This is a genomic window from Zoogloea sp. (genome assembly GCF_023150065.1).
In the GTDB taxonomy this organism is placed as follows: Bacteria; Pseudomonadota; Gammaproteobacteria; order Burkholderiales; family Rhodocyclaceae; genus Zoogloea.
The window spans coordinates 40,684-55,296 of the sequence record NZ_JAKLLN010000021.1 but is presented as its reverse complement, the minus strand read 5'-3'; the positions used below and the strand labels follow the sequence as shown (position 1 = coordinate 55,296).

The window sequence follows — 14,613 nt, the reverse complement described above, 5'->3', positions numbered from 1 at the left end:
ATACATCGGGTTGCTGTCAACGCCGCGTGAGATAGCAGGTGACTTCTTCCCGGTCGTGGTAGAGATGCTTGATTCTCAAGGTGTATTTGATGTTGCCCGCGCGCATCCGCTGGTCGATCAGGGCGCGGCAGCGCTCCACCTCGTCGTAGCGGCGCTTCATGGGCAGTTTGAGGTTGAAGATGCTGCGCCGGCAGCGCCCGCTGGCGACCCATTCAGCCATCAGCGGGGCGATGCGGGAGGGTTGTTCGACCATGTCGCAGACCATCCACTCCACCGGTTTGCGCGGCTTCCAGGTGAAACCATCCACCCGCAGGTGTTCCAGCAGCCCGGTGGCCACCACCGACGGGGCCATCGGACCGTTGTCGATGGCGGTGACCCGCAGCCCACGGCTCACCAGCTGCCAGGTCCAGCCCCCCGGCGAGGCGCCCAGGTCGACGGCCTGCAGGCCCGGGCGCAGCGTGGCGCGCTGCTCCTCTTCGGTGAGCAGGCCGGCAATGGCCTCGGCGAGTTTGAGGGTGGAGCGGCTGGGGGCGTCCTTGGGCATGCGCAGGCGGGGGATGCCCATTGGCCAAGCGGAGCCTTCGCTGGCCAGGCTGATGCCGAGAAGGGCTCGCTTCGGGCTGGCCAGGAAGACGTGCAGGCGGGGCAGGTGGGGGGAGTCGGTGCGCAGCAGCCCGGCCTGAGTGAGGGCATCGTCGAGCAGGGGGCCAAAGCGGCGCAGGAAGCCGGATTGCTCCTTGCCGTCGTTGGTGTCGGGGGTTTCGAGCAGCAGCGCCGAAAAGCGCTCTCCGAGAGCCGTGATGGCGTCCATCAGCGGGCTCAGGCGATCCTTCTCTGGAAGGTCGTCAATGCTGCCCACCAGCTGGCAGGCCTGCCGCGAGAAGATCAGGCGGGACAGATCGAAGCGCCGCCGCAGCGCGTCGTGGGCGACCGGGGCGTTCAATTGAAACAGGGTGAAACCGCTGTTGGCCACGTCGACACTGCAGCCTTCGAGGCGCGCGGCACGGGCGGCAGCCTGCAGTTCAAGGCTGGCATCGGGTTCGAACCCGGGGCGGCATTGGACCAGAATGCCAACGGAAAGGCAGGGCGTAGGGGCGGGCTGCATGGGCTGAGGGGGCTGAAGGGGACGGTGGGTGTGTAGAATCCGGGGCAGAGACTGTTTGCCCGTCTTGATGCGTAATGTGGCGCTTGCCTGCGGTGGGCATGATAACCGATCGCGGCCCGCTGCCTTTCTGCCCCGGGCACGGGCTCCTGTTGGAGCCGTGGGCGGTGGGGCAGCCTTTTTTATGATCTGGAGAGTGCTCATGGAGCTCCGCAATCTTGGCACCAGCGATCTGCGGGTGTCTTCCGTATGCCTGGGCACGATGACCTTCGGCCAGCAGAACCCCGAGGCCGAGGCCCACGCCCAGCTGGATGCCGCGTTTGCGCGGGGGGTGAATTTCATCGACGCAGCCGAGATGTACCCGGTGCCGACCCGGGCCGATACCTATGGCCACACCGAGTCCATCGTCGGATCGTGGCTGCGCGGGCGCCCTCGGGACAGCGTGGTGCTGGCGACCAAAGTGGCGGGGCCGGGGCGCAACATGGCCTGGATCCGCGGCGGTCCGGCCTCCCTCGACCGCGCCAACATCCGCGCGGCGGTCGAGGCCAGCCTGGTCAGGCTGGGCACCGATTACATCGATCTGTACCAGCTGCACTGGCCGGCCCGCAATCAGCCCATGTTCGGGCAGTGGCGCTTCGATCCGGAGGGCGAGCGGCCGGCGACCCCCATCGAGGAGCAGCTCGAGGCTCTTGCCGAGCTGGTGAAGGAGGGCAAGATCCGCTACGTGGGCCTGTCCAACGAGCACCCCTGGGGCCTGATGTCCTTCCTGCGGGTGGCAGACACGCTGGGCTTGCCCCGGGTCGTATCCGTGCAGAACGCCTTCAATCTGCTCAACCGGGTGTTCGAGCAATCCATGTCGGAAGTGTGCTTTCGCGAGCAGGTCAGCCTGCTGCCGTATTCGGTGCTGGGCTTCGGGCACCTGAGCGGCAAGTATCTCGACAACCCCGCGGCGCCGGGGCGGATCTCCCTGTTTCCGGGTTTTGGGCAGCGCTATGACAAACCCGGCGTGCAGCCGGCCGTGGCGGCCTATGCTGCCCTGGCACGGCAGCACGGAATGACGCCGACCGAGCTGGCGATCGGTTTTGTCGCTTCCCAGCCCTTTGTGGGCAGCGTGATCGTCGGGGCGACCACCCTGGCCCAGCTCGAAGCCAATCTCGATGCTTGCGAGCTGCGCCTGGATGCCGGAGTGCTGCGGGAGATTGAGGCGGTTCATCTCCAGTTTCCAAACCCGGCGCCGTAAATCCACGTCGACTGCGGTGAAGTGTTGCGGAGCTGAAATGCTTGGACGGAGGGTGTGTTGAAGGAAATCGTGGCGGCGCAGGACCTGCGTGCTGGCATGTTCGTCTCGGAGCTTGATCGCCCGTGGCTCGAGTCGCCTTTCCTGATGCAGGGTTTCCTGATTGAGGATGAGGCGACGCTGCTGCAGATCCGGCAGGTGTGCCGCTTCGTCTATGTGGATCGCGCACGCTCGGTGGGGGATGCCTGGCGGAGCGCGCCGGCGGAGCCCGTCGGCACCGCGGTGGAACGCCAGCCGGCGACGCTGGGGTCCTTCGTGGTCAAGCCTGAGCAGCGACGTCAGCCCCTGGACTTTTTCGCCCTGCTCAAGTCACTCCGGGGTCTCACGGCCGAATCGACCCGGCCTGCGGATGTGGGTGAGGAGCCGGGCGCGCCCTGGTTCCGGCGCTATCCCGAGGCGGGACAACCCCGCCAGCAAGGTGTCGGCGAGCGGCTTCCCGAGGGGCGTACCCCGGCGCCGTCAGCCATGCTTCCGCTGGTGACCATCTACAACGAGCGTCCTGCCCGCCCCGGCGCGCGGGCGGCGAGCCACGAAGCAGGCCCGGGGGCGTCCGGGCCTGCGGGGATGAGCTTCGTCGAGCCGAGTACGTCGCTGGACGAGGAGATCGTCAACGCCTTGCCGGTGGTGACCCGGGTGCAGGGCTTGCTGGCGGAGATCGCCAGGGATGTCCAGAACAACCTGAGCCCTGATCTCGAGCGTCTGCGCGGTGTGGTGTCTGAAATGGTGCTGAGCGTCGTCCGCAATCCGGACGCCCTCCTGTGGCTGCTGCGCCTGAAGAAGACCGACCAGTACAGCTATGACCATTCCCTCGACGTCGCCGCCCACGTGATGATCTTTGGCCGGGCCCTGGGGCTGGGCGAGGAATCGATCACCACCCTGGGCATGGCCGGGGTGCTGCAGGACATCGGCAAGCTGCGCCTGCCCCAGCGCCTGCTTCACAAGACCGGGGCCCTGTCGCCCCGTGAATACGAGATCTTCAAGACCCACGTGGATTTTTCACTGCACATCCTTGCAGCCTGCCCCCACGCCACGCCCCAGATGATGGAGATCATCGCCCGCCACCACGAGCGGGTCGACGGCAGTGGTTATCCGGCCGGGCTGAAAGGGGATGATCTGGGCCTGATGGCGGAGATTGCCGGCATCTGCGATGTTTACTGTGCCATGACCCGGGACCGTTCCTATGGAGTGGCGGTGAGCTCCCAGGATGCCCTGGACGCGGTCCGGGGGCTGCGGGGCAAGCGCTTCTCGGTCAGTACGGTGGACCAGTTCGTCCAGTGCATCGGTCTCTATCCTGTGGGTACGCTGGTGGAGCTCAATTCCGGTGAGGTCGCCGTGGTGGTGTCCCAGAACCGGATCCGTCGTCTCAAACCCCGGGTGATGATCCTGCTCGGACCGGACAAGAAGCACAGCACCTATCCCCAGACCCTGGATCTCCTTTACGACCCCGCCTGCGCCACCGGAGAACCCTACGAGATCGTCCGGGCCCTGCCGCCCGGCGCGTTCGGGGTCGATCCGTCGGCTTTCTATCTCGCATGAATACGTTGGCACCGCATCTGGTGCGCTCCCCTCATCCGGTCATCGACGAGGATGCCCTTGCACGTCTGCTCCTGCGCTACGGCGTCGGACAGGGGGAGCAGGCGGCAGTGCGGGCCTTCGGGCGGATCATCCGCGCCGGCGAACTGGAAGATGCACTGCTGTCCCGCTTCGATCTTGGCGACGCGGTGGCCGGGGTGGAGCCCTCCCTGAGGGCCTTCTGCATCGAGCTGGCGCGGATCACCGAGTGGGACTTCACGCCCGCGTGGCCGGCACGCCTGGTGGATCTATGGTCCGAGTGCTACCTGGGCGGGGCGGTGGCGGAGTTTCCCTTCATCGCCATCGAGGCACTGATGGCGTCCTGCCAGGTGCATCTTTTCAGTGATCGAGCCATGGTCCACCGACTGGAACTCGATATCCTGTCGGCCCTCGTGCGCCTTGGCTGGTGCCTGGGCGGTTTGTTGTGCGAGGTGTCCATCGACCATGAACAGGCCTTCCGGCTCAATGCCGAGGATGGGGATGCGGTCCTGGGTATCCCCAACCGGCGGCGCTTCCTGACCCTGCTGACGGAAGGCCTGGCCCATGTTGCCGACGGGCAGGCGGTGGGGTTGCTGGTGCTCGACATTGAATGGGGGCGCTCCGTGGATGTGCTGGCCATGGATGAACGTGACCACCTGCGGCTGGCCCTGTCGGATGCGATGCGGGCGGTGCTGCGCGCCAACGACATCCTGTGTGCCCTTGGCGACGATCAATGGGCGGTCATCCTGCCGGAACTGCAACATCCGGCCCAGGTGTCCCTGGCCGGGAGCAAGCTGGTGGATGCCTGTGAAGTCCTGCGGGGCAACAATTTTCCCGGGCAGCGGGGGCGCTTTCATGCCGGTGGAGCGTGGGCGCCGGAGCACGCCACCGACCCCCTCGGCCTGGTTCATGCTGCCCGTGCGGCCCTGGTGGCCGCGAAGGCGTCCGGCCGGGCCTTCGACCTGTATTGCTCCGACACGGCGGTGCGCAGCCATGGCGATGCGGGGTTCGAGTCGGAGGTGGCCCGGGCTCTGGAAACCCGCCAGTTTCAGCTCTACCTGCAGCCCCAGGTTGCCCTGCCGTCACGCCGGCTCGTCGGTGCCGAGGCTTTGCTGCGCTGGCGACGGGAAGGGCAGGGGTTTGCATCGCCGCCCGACATCCTGCAGGTGCTTGAGCGCATCGGCCTGATGGCGGAGCTGTCGCGCTGGGTCATACAGCAGGCCGGGCAGGTGCTGGCAACGCTGGCGGCGGCCGGGTGTGAAGTGGCGGTGTCGGTGAATCTCATGGCCGAGGATCTGAAGGACCCGGAACTGCCGCTCTTCATCCGGCAGACCTGCGAAACCTGGCGGGTACCCGAGTCGCGCATGTGCTTCGAGCTGACCGAGGGGGGGCTGGTGTCGCGGGACGGCATGTCCGTCCGCAACCTCGATGCCCTGCGTGTGGGCGGCGGTCGTCTTGCCCTGGACGATTTCGGGACGGGGTATTCGTCCATGGACTACCTGCGTCGTCTGCCGGTGGATGAGTTGAAGCTCGACAAGTCCTTTGTCGAGCGCATCACCCTCACCGACAACGATCGGGCCATTGTCGAGCTGATGGTGCGTGTCGCTCACACCTTCGGCCTGGATGTGGTGGCCGAAGGTGTCGAAGACGCGGCCACCGAGGCAGTGCTCAATGAGATGGGCTGTGACCGGGCCCAAGGCTACCTGTATGCACCGGCCATGCCCGTGGATCAGTTCATCGCCTGGTGGCAGTCGCACCGGGATGCGCTGATCGGCGCCCGGACTCCCTGACGCTCACCTGCAGGCTCACTCCCGGGATCGGCGCCGCTTGCGCGTTTCGGATTCGGGGGGCGTGTCGGCTTCGGCCTTCGCCGGGCTGTCGGCTTCCGCGTGATCTCCGCCCTCGGCGGAGGCCGGCTTGTCCTTGCCGGTTTCACCGCTGCCGTGGTCTGCCGCTTTCTTCTTCTTGGACGAAGGGGGGGCGGGGGGCGGGGGAGGGGGAAGCAGGGGTACGACTTCGGCGATCTTGTTCTCCACCATGTAGTCGTTCATTTCCTTCCAGCCCGCAAACACCGCCGCCTTGGAGGCCGTGGTGTTGAGGGTGTAGCAGTCCTCGATGGCCCGCCCGGCATGGCGGCAGGCGCTGCCGATGGCCTTGCCTTCGGCCTCCGCCTGGGCGCTGACCTTGACCGGATCCGGAATGCCAAGCTGCTCGCAGCCCCCTGTCACGGCGGCACAGGTGGCCAGGGCCAGCACGAAGCGAAGGGACGGTTTTGTCATGGCGGGGGGAGCAGGATTGCTATGAAGGGTCTACGGCCCCGGCGCTTCCGACTTGAATCCGGGCAGGCAAATCTGCCGTGTTGTTCAGGTGTCGTTCTCCTTATAATTATGGGCTGACCCCTCTTCTTCCGTCCGTGGACAAGATCCCCATGAATATGTTGAACCGCGGCGCCCTGTGCGTTGCCATCGCCAGCCTCTTTTCCGCCCACGCCATGGCGGCCCCCAAGAAACCCGCCGCCAAGCCGGCTGCTGCCGCGGCCTCCCCGGTTGCCGTGAAGGACATCGAGCTTGTGCATACGCTCGGCGCCGACAAGGGTGCCCAGCTGCAGAAGCTCGTGGACCGCTACAACGCGGCGCATCCCAACGCCAAGGTCGTGCTCCACGACCGCGCCTGGAACGAGGGCAGCCTGCCGCACCTGATGATCCTGGGCGAGCGTGATCTGGCCAGCTTCCTCGCCGGCCCGCAACGCTACCGTCCGCTGCACCAGGTCATGAAAGAGTCCGGCGAGCGCTTCGAGACCCTGCGTGCGCCGGCGATGATGACGCCGACTCCGATCGACAGCGCCAACCGCCTCATTGCCCTGCCGGTCGGCCTGTCCACCCCGGTGATGTTCTACAACAAGCAGGCCTTCCGCGAAGCCGGCCTCGATCCCGAAGTCGCACCCAAGACCTGGCAGGGGCTGCAGGCTGATCTGGGCAAGCTGGTGGCGGCCGGTCAGGTCTGCCCCTACACCACCGCCCAGCCTGCATGGATCCTTGTCGAGAACATGAGCGCCTGGCACAACGAGCCGGTGGTCACCGAAGGCAAGAAAGCCTCCCTGGCCATCAACGGCATGCTTGAAGTCAAGCATGTGGCCATGCTGTCCTCCTGGGTCAAGGCCCGTTACCTCCACCTTTTCGGCCGTGAGGACGAGGCCACCGAGCGCTTCGCCAAGGGCGAATGTGCCGTGCTGACCGCACCCTCCGGCGCCTGGCCGACCCTCAAGCGCCAGGCCGCCTTCGACGTCGGTGTGTCGAGCCTGCCCTACCACGAGGACTACTACGGCGCACCCCAGAACACCCTGGCCGACGGCCCCGCCATGTGGATCGGCGCCGGCAAGAGCCCGGCCGAGTACAAGGCGGTGGCGCGCTTCGTCAGCTTCATGCTGACCGCCGAGAGCCAGGTCGAGTGGCAGCGCAATGCGGGCTACCTGCCGCTCAACCAGGCCGGTCTGCTGGCCTCCGAGAGCCGTCTGCTGGCTGCGGATCTGCTTAACATTCACGTTGGCGTGCAGCAGCTCACCCACAAGAAGGTGACTGCCATCAGCAAGGCCAGCAGTTATCCCCAGCGTGCCGCCGTGCGCAAGATCATCGAGGAAGAGCTGGAGTCGGTCTGGGAAGACCGTAAGCCCTCCAAGCTGGCTCTCGACACGGCAGTGGCCCGCTCCCGTCAGCTGGACTGATCCGTCCATGTCCGGCTGGTCGTGGCCGTTGCTGCTGGCCCATCGCTGCGGCGGCGCCCACGCGCCGGAGAACACCCTGGCCGGGCTGTCACTTGCCGCCCGGCTGGGTTGCCGGGCGGTTGAATTCGACGTGATGCTGTCCCGGGACAAGATCCCCGTGCTGATTCACGACGAAGCCCTGATGCGGACCGCCGGGCTGCCGGGCGTGGTGCCCGACCTGAGCGCTGCGCAGCTGCTGGCCACCGACGTGGGGCGGCATTTTCATCCGGCCTTCAGTGGCGAGATGATCCCCACCCTTGAGCTCGCCCTTGCCGCCTGTCATCAGCTGGGGTTGGCCGCCAACGTGGAGATCAAGCCGGCTGCGGGCTTTGAGGCCGAGACAGGCCACGTCGTGGGCGCTCTGCTTGAGGCCCTGCCTGAGGACGCGCGCCCTGAGGTGCTGCTGTCGTCCTTCTCGATTGAGGCTTTGCAGGCTGTGGAGCAGCAGGTTCCGGGCCTGCCCAGGGCCGTACTCGTCGAAGGATATTCCCCTGAAGCCCTGGCGGCCGCCCATCAGCTGGGCTGCGTCTCAGTCAATATGGGTTTGTCGGGGCTAGAGGCGGCGCATGTGCAGGCCGTCCAGTCCTCCGGGCTGCGGGTGATGGTCTATACCGTGAACACGCAGGAGGCCGCACGGCGCCTTGTGGAGTGGGGTGTCAGTGGCCTTTTCTCCGACCGGCCCGATTTGCTGCTCGCCCTCGATGCCGAAGTCCCGTTTCGTTAAATTGCATTGATCCCGGCGGCTTGACGGGATCGCAGTCGGCCCCTACCATCGCGTTTTTTCTAGTCTGGGCATTGCCTTGTCTCTCTCGCAGCTTTACGCGCCGATCGCCGAAGACATGAAGGCGCTCGATGCCGTCATCCGGGATCGTCTCTACTCCGACGTGGTTCTTATCCGCCAGGTGGCCGAGTACATCATCGGCAGCGGCGGCAAGCGCCTGCGTCCCGCCATGGTGCTGTTCACGGCTGGCGCTGCCGGCTACTCGGGCAGCTATCACCGCGAGCTGGCGGCGGTGGTGGAATTCATCCATACCGCAACCCTTCTCCACGACGATGTCGTTGACGAGTCCGAGCTGCGCCGCGGCAACAAGACTGCCAACGCCATGTTCGGCAATGCCGCCTCGGTGCTGGTAGGTGACTTCCTCTACTCGCGCGCCTTCCAGATGATGGTCGGCGCCGACAACATGAAGGTGATGCGCGTCCTTGCCGACGCCACCAACGTGATTGCCGAAGGCGAAGTCCTGCAACTGCTCAACTGTCACAACGCCGATGTGGAGGTCGATGACTACCTCCGCGTGATCCGCTACAAGACCGCCAAGCTCTTCGAAGCAGCAGCCCGACTTGGCGGCATCCTGGGTGGAGTGGGGGAGGAGATGGAAGACAAGCTGGCCGCCTTTGGCATGCACATCGGCACCGCCTTCCAGCTGATCGATGACGTGCTCGATTACTCGGGTGACGAAGCTGACACCGGCAAGCACATCGGTGATGATCTGGCCGAAGGCAAGCCGACCCTGCCGCTGATCCACGCCATGAAGCATGGCAGCGCCGAACACGCCGCCTGTGTGCGTACCGCCATCGAAAACGGTGGTCGCGACGATTTTCCGGCGGTTCTGGAGGCGATTCGCGCCACCGGCGCCATCGAAGCGACCCGAAAAGTGGCAGAAGCCGAGGCAGAACTCGCTTTGAACGCACTGGATGCGCTTCCTGCTTCCATTTTCAAGGATTCCTTGATAGAATTGTCAAAGTTCGCAGTCGCACGGAAGTATTGAAGTTCGACGTGATTCAAAAAAGCTTCACAAAACGTCGAATCTACAATATAATGTGCGGCTGTTTGGTTTTGAAGGTCAGCAAAACATCGCTGACTTGGTAGCGAAAGCGTCGGGGAATAGCTCAGCCTGGTAGAGCACTGCGTTCGGGACGCAGGGGCCGGAGGTTCGAATCCTCTTTCCCCGACCACCAATCCCGCAAAAAAGCCACTCGCAAGAGTGGCTTTTTTGTTTTGTGCGTCTTCCGTGCGCCTTCCCTGATGGCACGGGCCCCGTGCAGGCCCCGTGCAGGCCGCCGGCAAGCCGGATGGTCGCGGTGCCAGCCCCTTACGCAGTCCCTTACGCAGCCCAGTGTGCGGCGTGATCCGCGGCGTAGGTTTGCAGGCTGCGGGCCGGGTGGCCCGTCAGGGTGGTCACCGCGTCGCTTACCGGTGCCGTCCAGCCTTCCCTCACCGGATGGAAGATGGTGGCGAGGAAGGCTGCGTAGTCTGCCGGCACGCCGTGGTCCTGAAGGGTCTGGATGAAGCGGGCGTCGTCGATGGCCTGGTAGGCCACGGGCCGGCCGATCATCTGGCTCAGTACGGCGGCGGCATCGGCATAGCTCAAGGCTTCCGGGCCGGTCAGGTTGAAGGCCAGGCCGTCAAGGTCGCTGCGGGTGAGGGCGGCGGCGGCGCTTGCGGCGATGTCCCGGGCGTCGATGAAGCTTGACTTGCCCTGGCCTGCCGGCAGGCTGATGCCGCCGTGCACGATGCCCTCGCGCCAGAAGGTGTGGAAGTTGTCGGCGAACCAGTTGGGCCGCAGGATCACGAAGGGCACCCCCGCGGCTTCCACGGCCAGCTCCACCTGGCGGTAAGGGATGGAATCATCCGCATCCACACCGAACACGCTCTGGAAGACGATCTTCACGCCCCGGGCCGCCAGACCCTGGACCACAGGCAGGAGCAGGGCGGTGATGTTCACGTAGCCGGCGGGCAGCATAACGTAGGCCCGGTCCACATCGGCAAAGGCCGCGTCAAAGGTGGAAGGGTCGGCGTAATCAAAGGCCACGCCTTCTGCGCCTTCCACGGCAGCCCCGCTCCTGGTGGCGGCCTTGACGACTTCGCCCCGGGCGATCAGTGCCTTTACCAGCGGCCGTCCCACATTCCCGCCCGCGCCCAGAACCAGAATCTTCTTGCTCATGTTTCGTACTCCTTAGTATGTTTTGGAAACCGGGTGTATTGTCTCGATGCCGGGTGCGAGGCGGAAGAAGGCACCGCGACGTAACCTGGTTACCTGGAGGTAACTGCCATTGGAGAGCTCATGAGCACGCAGGAAGAACTGCCCTACGACGTCTATCAGGACCGCTGCCCCACCCGCCTGGTGCTGGACCGGCTGGCTGATAAATGGGCGCTGCTGATCCTCGACCGCCTGAAGGACGGGCCGGTGCGTTTCAACAGCCTGAAGCGGGACATCATGCGCATCACCCCCAAGGTGCTGTCGGAGACCCTGCGCAAGCTGGAGCGGGACGGGCTGATCGCCCGGGCGGTGTTTGCCACGGTGCCGGTCACCGTGGAGTATTCCTTGTCTCCCCTGGGCGACACCCTCACCGATACGGTGTCAGCCCTGGCCCACTGGGCCGAGCGCAACATGGACGCCGTACTGGCTGCCCAGGCCGCCTACGACGCCGCCATCACGGCCGCGGCCATTCCGACGCCGGGGCTGCATCGGCTGCGCTGAGGTGGGTGCGTCCATCTGATGCGGCCGCTGGGGCCTGCCTTGCGTACGGATTCAGTGCGGAATCGATCTCAGCAAGGAGACCAGCTCCTGCTGACGACCAGTACGGGTCTTCTGGAATACCACCTGAAGTTGGGTCTTGGCCGTGTTGGGCGAAATGCCGATTCTCGTGGCGGCATCCTTCAGGGTGCCGCCGGCCAGGAGCGCGCAGGCCAGACGCGCCTCGGCCGGCGTAAGCCCGAATCCCTCCTGCAACACGCTCCCGCTTGGTGGGCGCAGGGGGTCCGACACCTTCACCAGCACGCCCGTGCGTTCGAACCAGGGGTGGCCCTGCAACTGCATCAGCGGGGCGACCGTCACCAGAAAGGGCGGGCCGTCCGCTCGCTCCACGGTGAGCACCGGCATGCTCCGCCAACCGTGGCGGGTATTGCCCTTCGACAGTTCCAGCGCATCGGAGAAGGCCTGATGAAAGCGCCCTTGTGCATCGCTCGAAATGCACTCCAGGCGCTTGTTCATGCCGGCACGAAAAAGCGACTGACACTTTAGAAGCGCCTCGAATGCAGGGTTGGCCTCGCTGATGTCGCCGCGCTCCGTGAGGGTGGCCACCGGGTCGGCATATTCCTCCACCCCGCGGCCGCCAAAGGCCAGCGCCCGGGCAAAGGCCGCCAGTCGGCGCGAGATGCGGATTGCCCTGTCCACATGGGGCAACAGCAGGTCGAGGAGCTGCCGCTGCTCCGCACTGAACACGTCTTCCACGCCCATCCTCAACAGCACGAGGTTGCCGTGGCGGGCACCTTCCACCGCCGTCTTTGCCATCAGGCATTCCTTCAAGCCGGCGGGGCGCAGGTAATCCCGGTATACGGGGCTCTCCAGGCGGATGGCATCGGGCAGTGCTTCCAGATCCGACACCCAGCGCAGTTCGGGGGCCTTCATCATCACCGGCAGCCGTGGGTCGATCTGGGCGTAGCGCTGCAGGTAGGTGAGATGCGCCTCCTCGTCCACGTTGTGCAGCACATGGCGCCACAGCACTGACAGCGCGTAATCCATATCCACGAAGACTGCCGCCTGGGCGCCGCTGAGGCGGGCCATTGCCTGCAGCGCATCGCGCCAGCGCTCGGGTTCCAGCGTGGCCTCGTACAGGGCGGAAATCACCGGGTCGATCTGGAACATGTCAGGCGCGTTCATGGCCAATCTCCTGTCTGCAAGCGGGTTGTCACCCGGGAACTATAGAAGTATTGATTGAACATATCACCCGTTCGGGCGATGTCATCTTCCTGCTGTCGGAAGTAATGTCCTCCCACCTTCTTCAGGGAGACAATCATGGAAAACCTGCTCGATCTGCTCATCGGCCTCGCGCTGCTCTACCTGCTCACTGCCGTGGCGGCATCCTTCATCGTCGAGTTTGGTGCCAGCTGGACGAACCTGCGTGCCACCGGGCTCAAGCGTTTCATCACCCGGCTGCTGCACAAGGCGGAGTCCTCCCAGCCCGGCACCGACTGGGGCGACAAGCTCTATCAGCACGGGCTCATCCAGGCCCTGCATTCGCCCCCGGTCCTGCTCGGGAGCACCGTATCCGCGCCAAGCTACATTCCCTCCCAGACCTACGCCTCGGCGATTCTCGATCTGGTGCGGGACGCTCTGAAGCAGGACAAGGGGCAGCCCCTCGATCTCACCAAGGTGCAGGACAAGCTCAAGGACGCAGGCTTCAAGGATCTGCCTCCCGGGCTTGCCGACTCGCTCAACAGCGCCTTCAGCAAGGGCATCAACAGTGTTCAGGCGCTGGAGAAGGAGCTGGCAGGCCAGTTCGACGCGGCCATGGAACGGGCCTCCGGCTGGTACAAACGTGCCACCCAGGGCATCCTGATCGGCGTGGCCTTTGCGCTGGCGCTGTGCTTCAACCTCGACACCTTCTACGTCGCCAAGAGGCTTCTTCAGGACGAGGCCTTGCGCTCCGACGCGGTTGGAATGGCGCGTCTGGTCAATCCGGGTGACGGAAGCCGCAGCGTGGACGACCTCACCGCCGCGCTACGTATCCGTACCACCATCCTCGACAAGAACGTGGACGCCGTGACGGCGCTCAAGGTGGAGAAAGAGGCCGCGGCCCGAAGCACCAATCTGGCGGCTTTGCAGCGTCTTCAGGCGGACAACTATTTCGATCCCCATCAGGCCAGGATGGATCACCAGCTCCTTACGGCGAGCGACCCGCAGAAACGCAGCGAAGCCTTCGCCGCGCTGTTCCCGCCCGCCGACATGAATGCCTGCCCATCATCGACCTCGTCGGCAGGCACCGAGCCTGGCACCGAGGCAAATCTGTGCGAATGGCTCCGCTACATCAGTGGCACAAAGGACGCGGTGCGCGAAGCCGCGATTCTCAAATTCAGCGCCACCGGCATACCGTCCAGCCTGCCGGCCCGCGTCCTGAGCCCCCAGCTTGCCCGTCTCATCGCGGCAGCCATCCGTGCGCCGGATACTGAGGCCCCCCTCAAGGCGCTGCAGGACTATCTCAAGCGCAACGCGGAGTACTCGAAGAAACTGGACGCTTCATTGATCGCTACCTTGTCCCGCCTTCCCAAGGTGGCATGGATCGGTGACGTCTGGTCTCAGCTCGAATGGACCGCCCTGTTCGGCTGGCTGGCAACCGCCTTGATGGCCGGTTTCGGCGCACCTTTCTGGTTCGAGTTGCTCGGCAAGCTCGTCAATCTGCGCGGGGTGGGCATCAAGCCAGCGCCTGCGACGACGCCGGGTGTGAAGACCTGAGCGGGGGACGGATAGGGGGGCCACTGCTCGGCCACTCGGCTACCCCGTCACCACCCGCATCCCCCCAAACAGCGCCTCATACGACTCCGCCACCGGGTACAGGTTGCCGTGCCCGGTCGGGTTGGCCACCTGCCCCGGGTGGCGTTCCTCCCACATCAGCACCAGCTGGTCGATGTCGTGCTCGTCCACCGCCACGCCGTGGGTGGCCAGGTCGGCCGCGATGCGGTCGAGGGCGCTGTCGTCGAGCTCCAGGTGTTCGTGGTCCCAGGCGTAGATGGCACCCCTGTCCGGGGCCATCAGCAGCAGGTTGCCGCCCGGGTCGGTGGCGATGGGGATGGCGGCCAGGGGCAGGCGGCCGTCGTAGGTGTCGTCGCGCAGGGCCAGGGCGTCCCAGTCTTCGGGGGCGCCGGCGGCGTAGAGGATGTCCACGATGAAAACCGGGCCGAGAGGGCTACCTGCGGGCAGGTCCACCCCCACCCGCTGCTCGAAGGCGCCGGCGCCGTGCTCCTTTGAAAAGGCGATGAAGGACTCTGGCAGCGTGACGCCGGCCTGAGCGGCCTGCCGACGCAGGGCATCTGGCGTCGGTGGTTGGGCGTGGGGGGCCAGGGCGTAGAAGCCGAAGCGGGCGAGAATGGCGTCGATGGGGGTGTTGCCGGGCATGGGCTGT

Annotated in this window: 13 protein-coding genes and 1 tRNA gene; 9 read left to right on the top strand and 5 right to left on the bottom strand. The window is 65.5% G+C overall.

The window, feature by feature from the left end:
* Window positions 1-16: 16 nt before the first annotated feature.
* Window positions 17-1,105 carry a 23S rRNA (cytidine(2498)-2'-O)-methyltransferase RlmM gene (gene rlmM, locus L6Q67_RS19200; RefSeq protein WP_296573366.1) on the bottom strand — a complete coding sequence of 363 codons (1,089 nt, stop codon included), beginning with the start codon at window positions 1,103-1,105 and terminating at the stop codon, window positions 17-19.
* Window positions 1,106-1,304: 199 nt separating this feature from the next.
* On the opposite strand from rlmM, the gene L6Q67_RS19195 reads away from it, so the two are divergent.
* Genes L6Q67_RS19195 through L6Q67_RS19185 form a run of 3 tightly spaced genes read left to right on the top strand, consistent with a single transcriptional unit; the run spans window position 1,305 to window position 5,740 of the window.
* Window positions 1,305-2,342, top strand: a complete 1,038-nt coding sequence (locus L6Q67_RS19195) for an aldo/keto reductase (RefSeq protein WP_296573364.1) — start codon at window positions 1,305-1,307, stop codon at window positions 2,340-2,342.
* Window positions 2,343-2,399: 57 nt separating this feature from the next.
* Window positions 2,400-3,935, top strand: coding sequence for an HD-GYP domain-containing protein (locus tag L6Q67_RS19190; protein WP_296573362.1), 1,536 nt, complete (start codon window positions 2,400-2,402; stop codon window positions 3,933-3,935).
* Complete coding sequence (locus L6Q67_RS19185; protein WP_296573360.1) at window positions 3,932-5,740, top strand: bifunctional diguanylate cyclase/phosphodiesterase; 1,809 nt, start codon at window positions 3,932-3,934, stop codon at window positions 5,738-5,740. Before L6Q67_RS19190 ends, L6Q67_RS19185 begins: the two co-directional genes overlap by 4 nt.
* A 15-nt stretch (window positions 5,741-5,755) precedes the next feature.
* On the opposite strand, the gene L6Q67_RS19180 is transcribed toward L6Q67_RS19185, so the two are convergent.
* A complete protein-coding gene (locus L6Q67_RS19180) occupies window positions 5,756-6,229 on the bottom strand; it encodes a hypothetical protein (RefSeq protein ID WP_296573357.1) in 474 nt (157 codons plus the stop codon).
* A gap of 149 nt (window positions 6,230-6,378) precedes the next feature.
* Here L6Q67_RS19180 and L6Q67_RS19175 point away from each other — a divergent pair, with 149 nt between their 5' ends.
* The 4 genes from L6Q67_RS19175 (at window position 6,379) to L6Q67_RS19160 (ending at window position 9,666) form a co-directional block, all read left to right on the top strand.
* Window positions 6,379-7,671, top strand: a complete 1,293-nt coding sequence (locus tag L6Q67_RS19175) for an extracellular solute-binding protein (protein ID WP_296573353.1) — start codon at window positions 6,379-6,381, stop codon at window positions 7,669-7,671.
* A gap of 7 nt (window positions 7,672-7,678) precedes the next feature.
* Window positions 7,679-8,434, top strand: coding sequence for a glycerophosphodiester phosphodiesterase (gene ugpQ / locus L6Q67_RS19170; protein WP_296573350.1), 756 nt, complete (start codon window positions 7,679-7,681; stop codon window positions 8,432-8,434).
* A gap of 115 nt (window positions 8,435-8,549) precedes the next feature.
* Entirely contained in the window at window positions 8,550-9,479 is a 930-nt protein-coding gene (locus L6Q67_RS19165; RefSeq protein ID WP_367171658.1) for a polyprenyl synthetase family protein, read from the top strand.
* 110 nt (window positions 9,480-9,589) lie between these two features.
* Window positions 9,590-9,666: transfer RNA gene (locus tag L6Q67_RS19160), tRNA-Pro, on the top strand.
* A 149-nt stretch (window positions 9,667-9,815) separates the two neighbouring features.
* Here L6Q67_RS19160 and L6Q67_RS19155 read toward each other — a convergent pair.
* Window positions 9,816-10,655 carry an SDR family oxidoreductase gene (locus L6Q67_RS19155; protein ID WP_296573345.1) on the bottom strand — a complete coding sequence of 280 codons (840 nt, stop codon included), beginning with the start codon at window positions 10,653-10,655 and terminating at the stop codon, window positions 9,816-9,818.
* A 120-nt stretch (window positions 10,656-10,775) separates the two neighbouring features.
* On the opposite strand from L6Q67_RS19155, the gene L6Q67_RS19150 reads away from it, so the two are divergent.
* On the top strand, window positions 10,776-11,192 hold the full coding sequence (locus L6Q67_RS19150) for a helix-turn-helix domain-containing protein (protein WP_296573342.1): 417 nt from the start codon (window positions 10,776-10,778) through the stop codon (window positions 11,190-11,192).
* Window positions 11,193-11,243: 51 nt separating this feature from the next.
* Here the strand turns inward: L6Q67_RS19150 and L6Q67_RS19145 are convergent, their stop codons facing one another.
* Window positions 11,244-12,374 carry a helix-turn-helix transcriptional regulator gene (locus L6Q67_RS19145; protein ID WP_296573339.1) on the bottom strand — a complete coding sequence of 377 codons (1,131 nt, stop codon included), beginning with the start codon at window positions 12,372-12,374 and terminating at the stop codon, window positions 11,244-11,246.
* A 135-nt stretch (window positions 12,375-12,509) separates the two neighbouring features.
* On the opposite strand from L6Q67_RS19145, the gene L6Q67_RS19140 reads away from it, so the two are divergent.
* Window positions 12,510-13,946, top strand: a complete 1,437-nt coding sequence (locus tag L6Q67_RS19140) for a hypothetical protein (RefSeq protein ID WP_296573335.1) — start codon at window positions 12,510-12,512, stop codon at window positions 13,944-13,946.
* Window positions 13,947-13,985: 39 nt separating this feature from the next.
* Here L6Q67_RS19140 and L6Q67_RS19135 read toward each other — a convergent pair whose 3' ends face one another.
* On the bottom strand, window positions 13,986-14,606 hold the full coding sequence (locus L6Q67_RS19135) for an SMI1/KNR4 family protein (RefSeq protein WP_296573332.1): 621 nt from the start codon (window positions 14,604-14,606) through the stop codon (window positions 13,986-13,988).
* Between the last annotated feature and the right edge of the window lie 7 nt (window positions 14,607-14,613).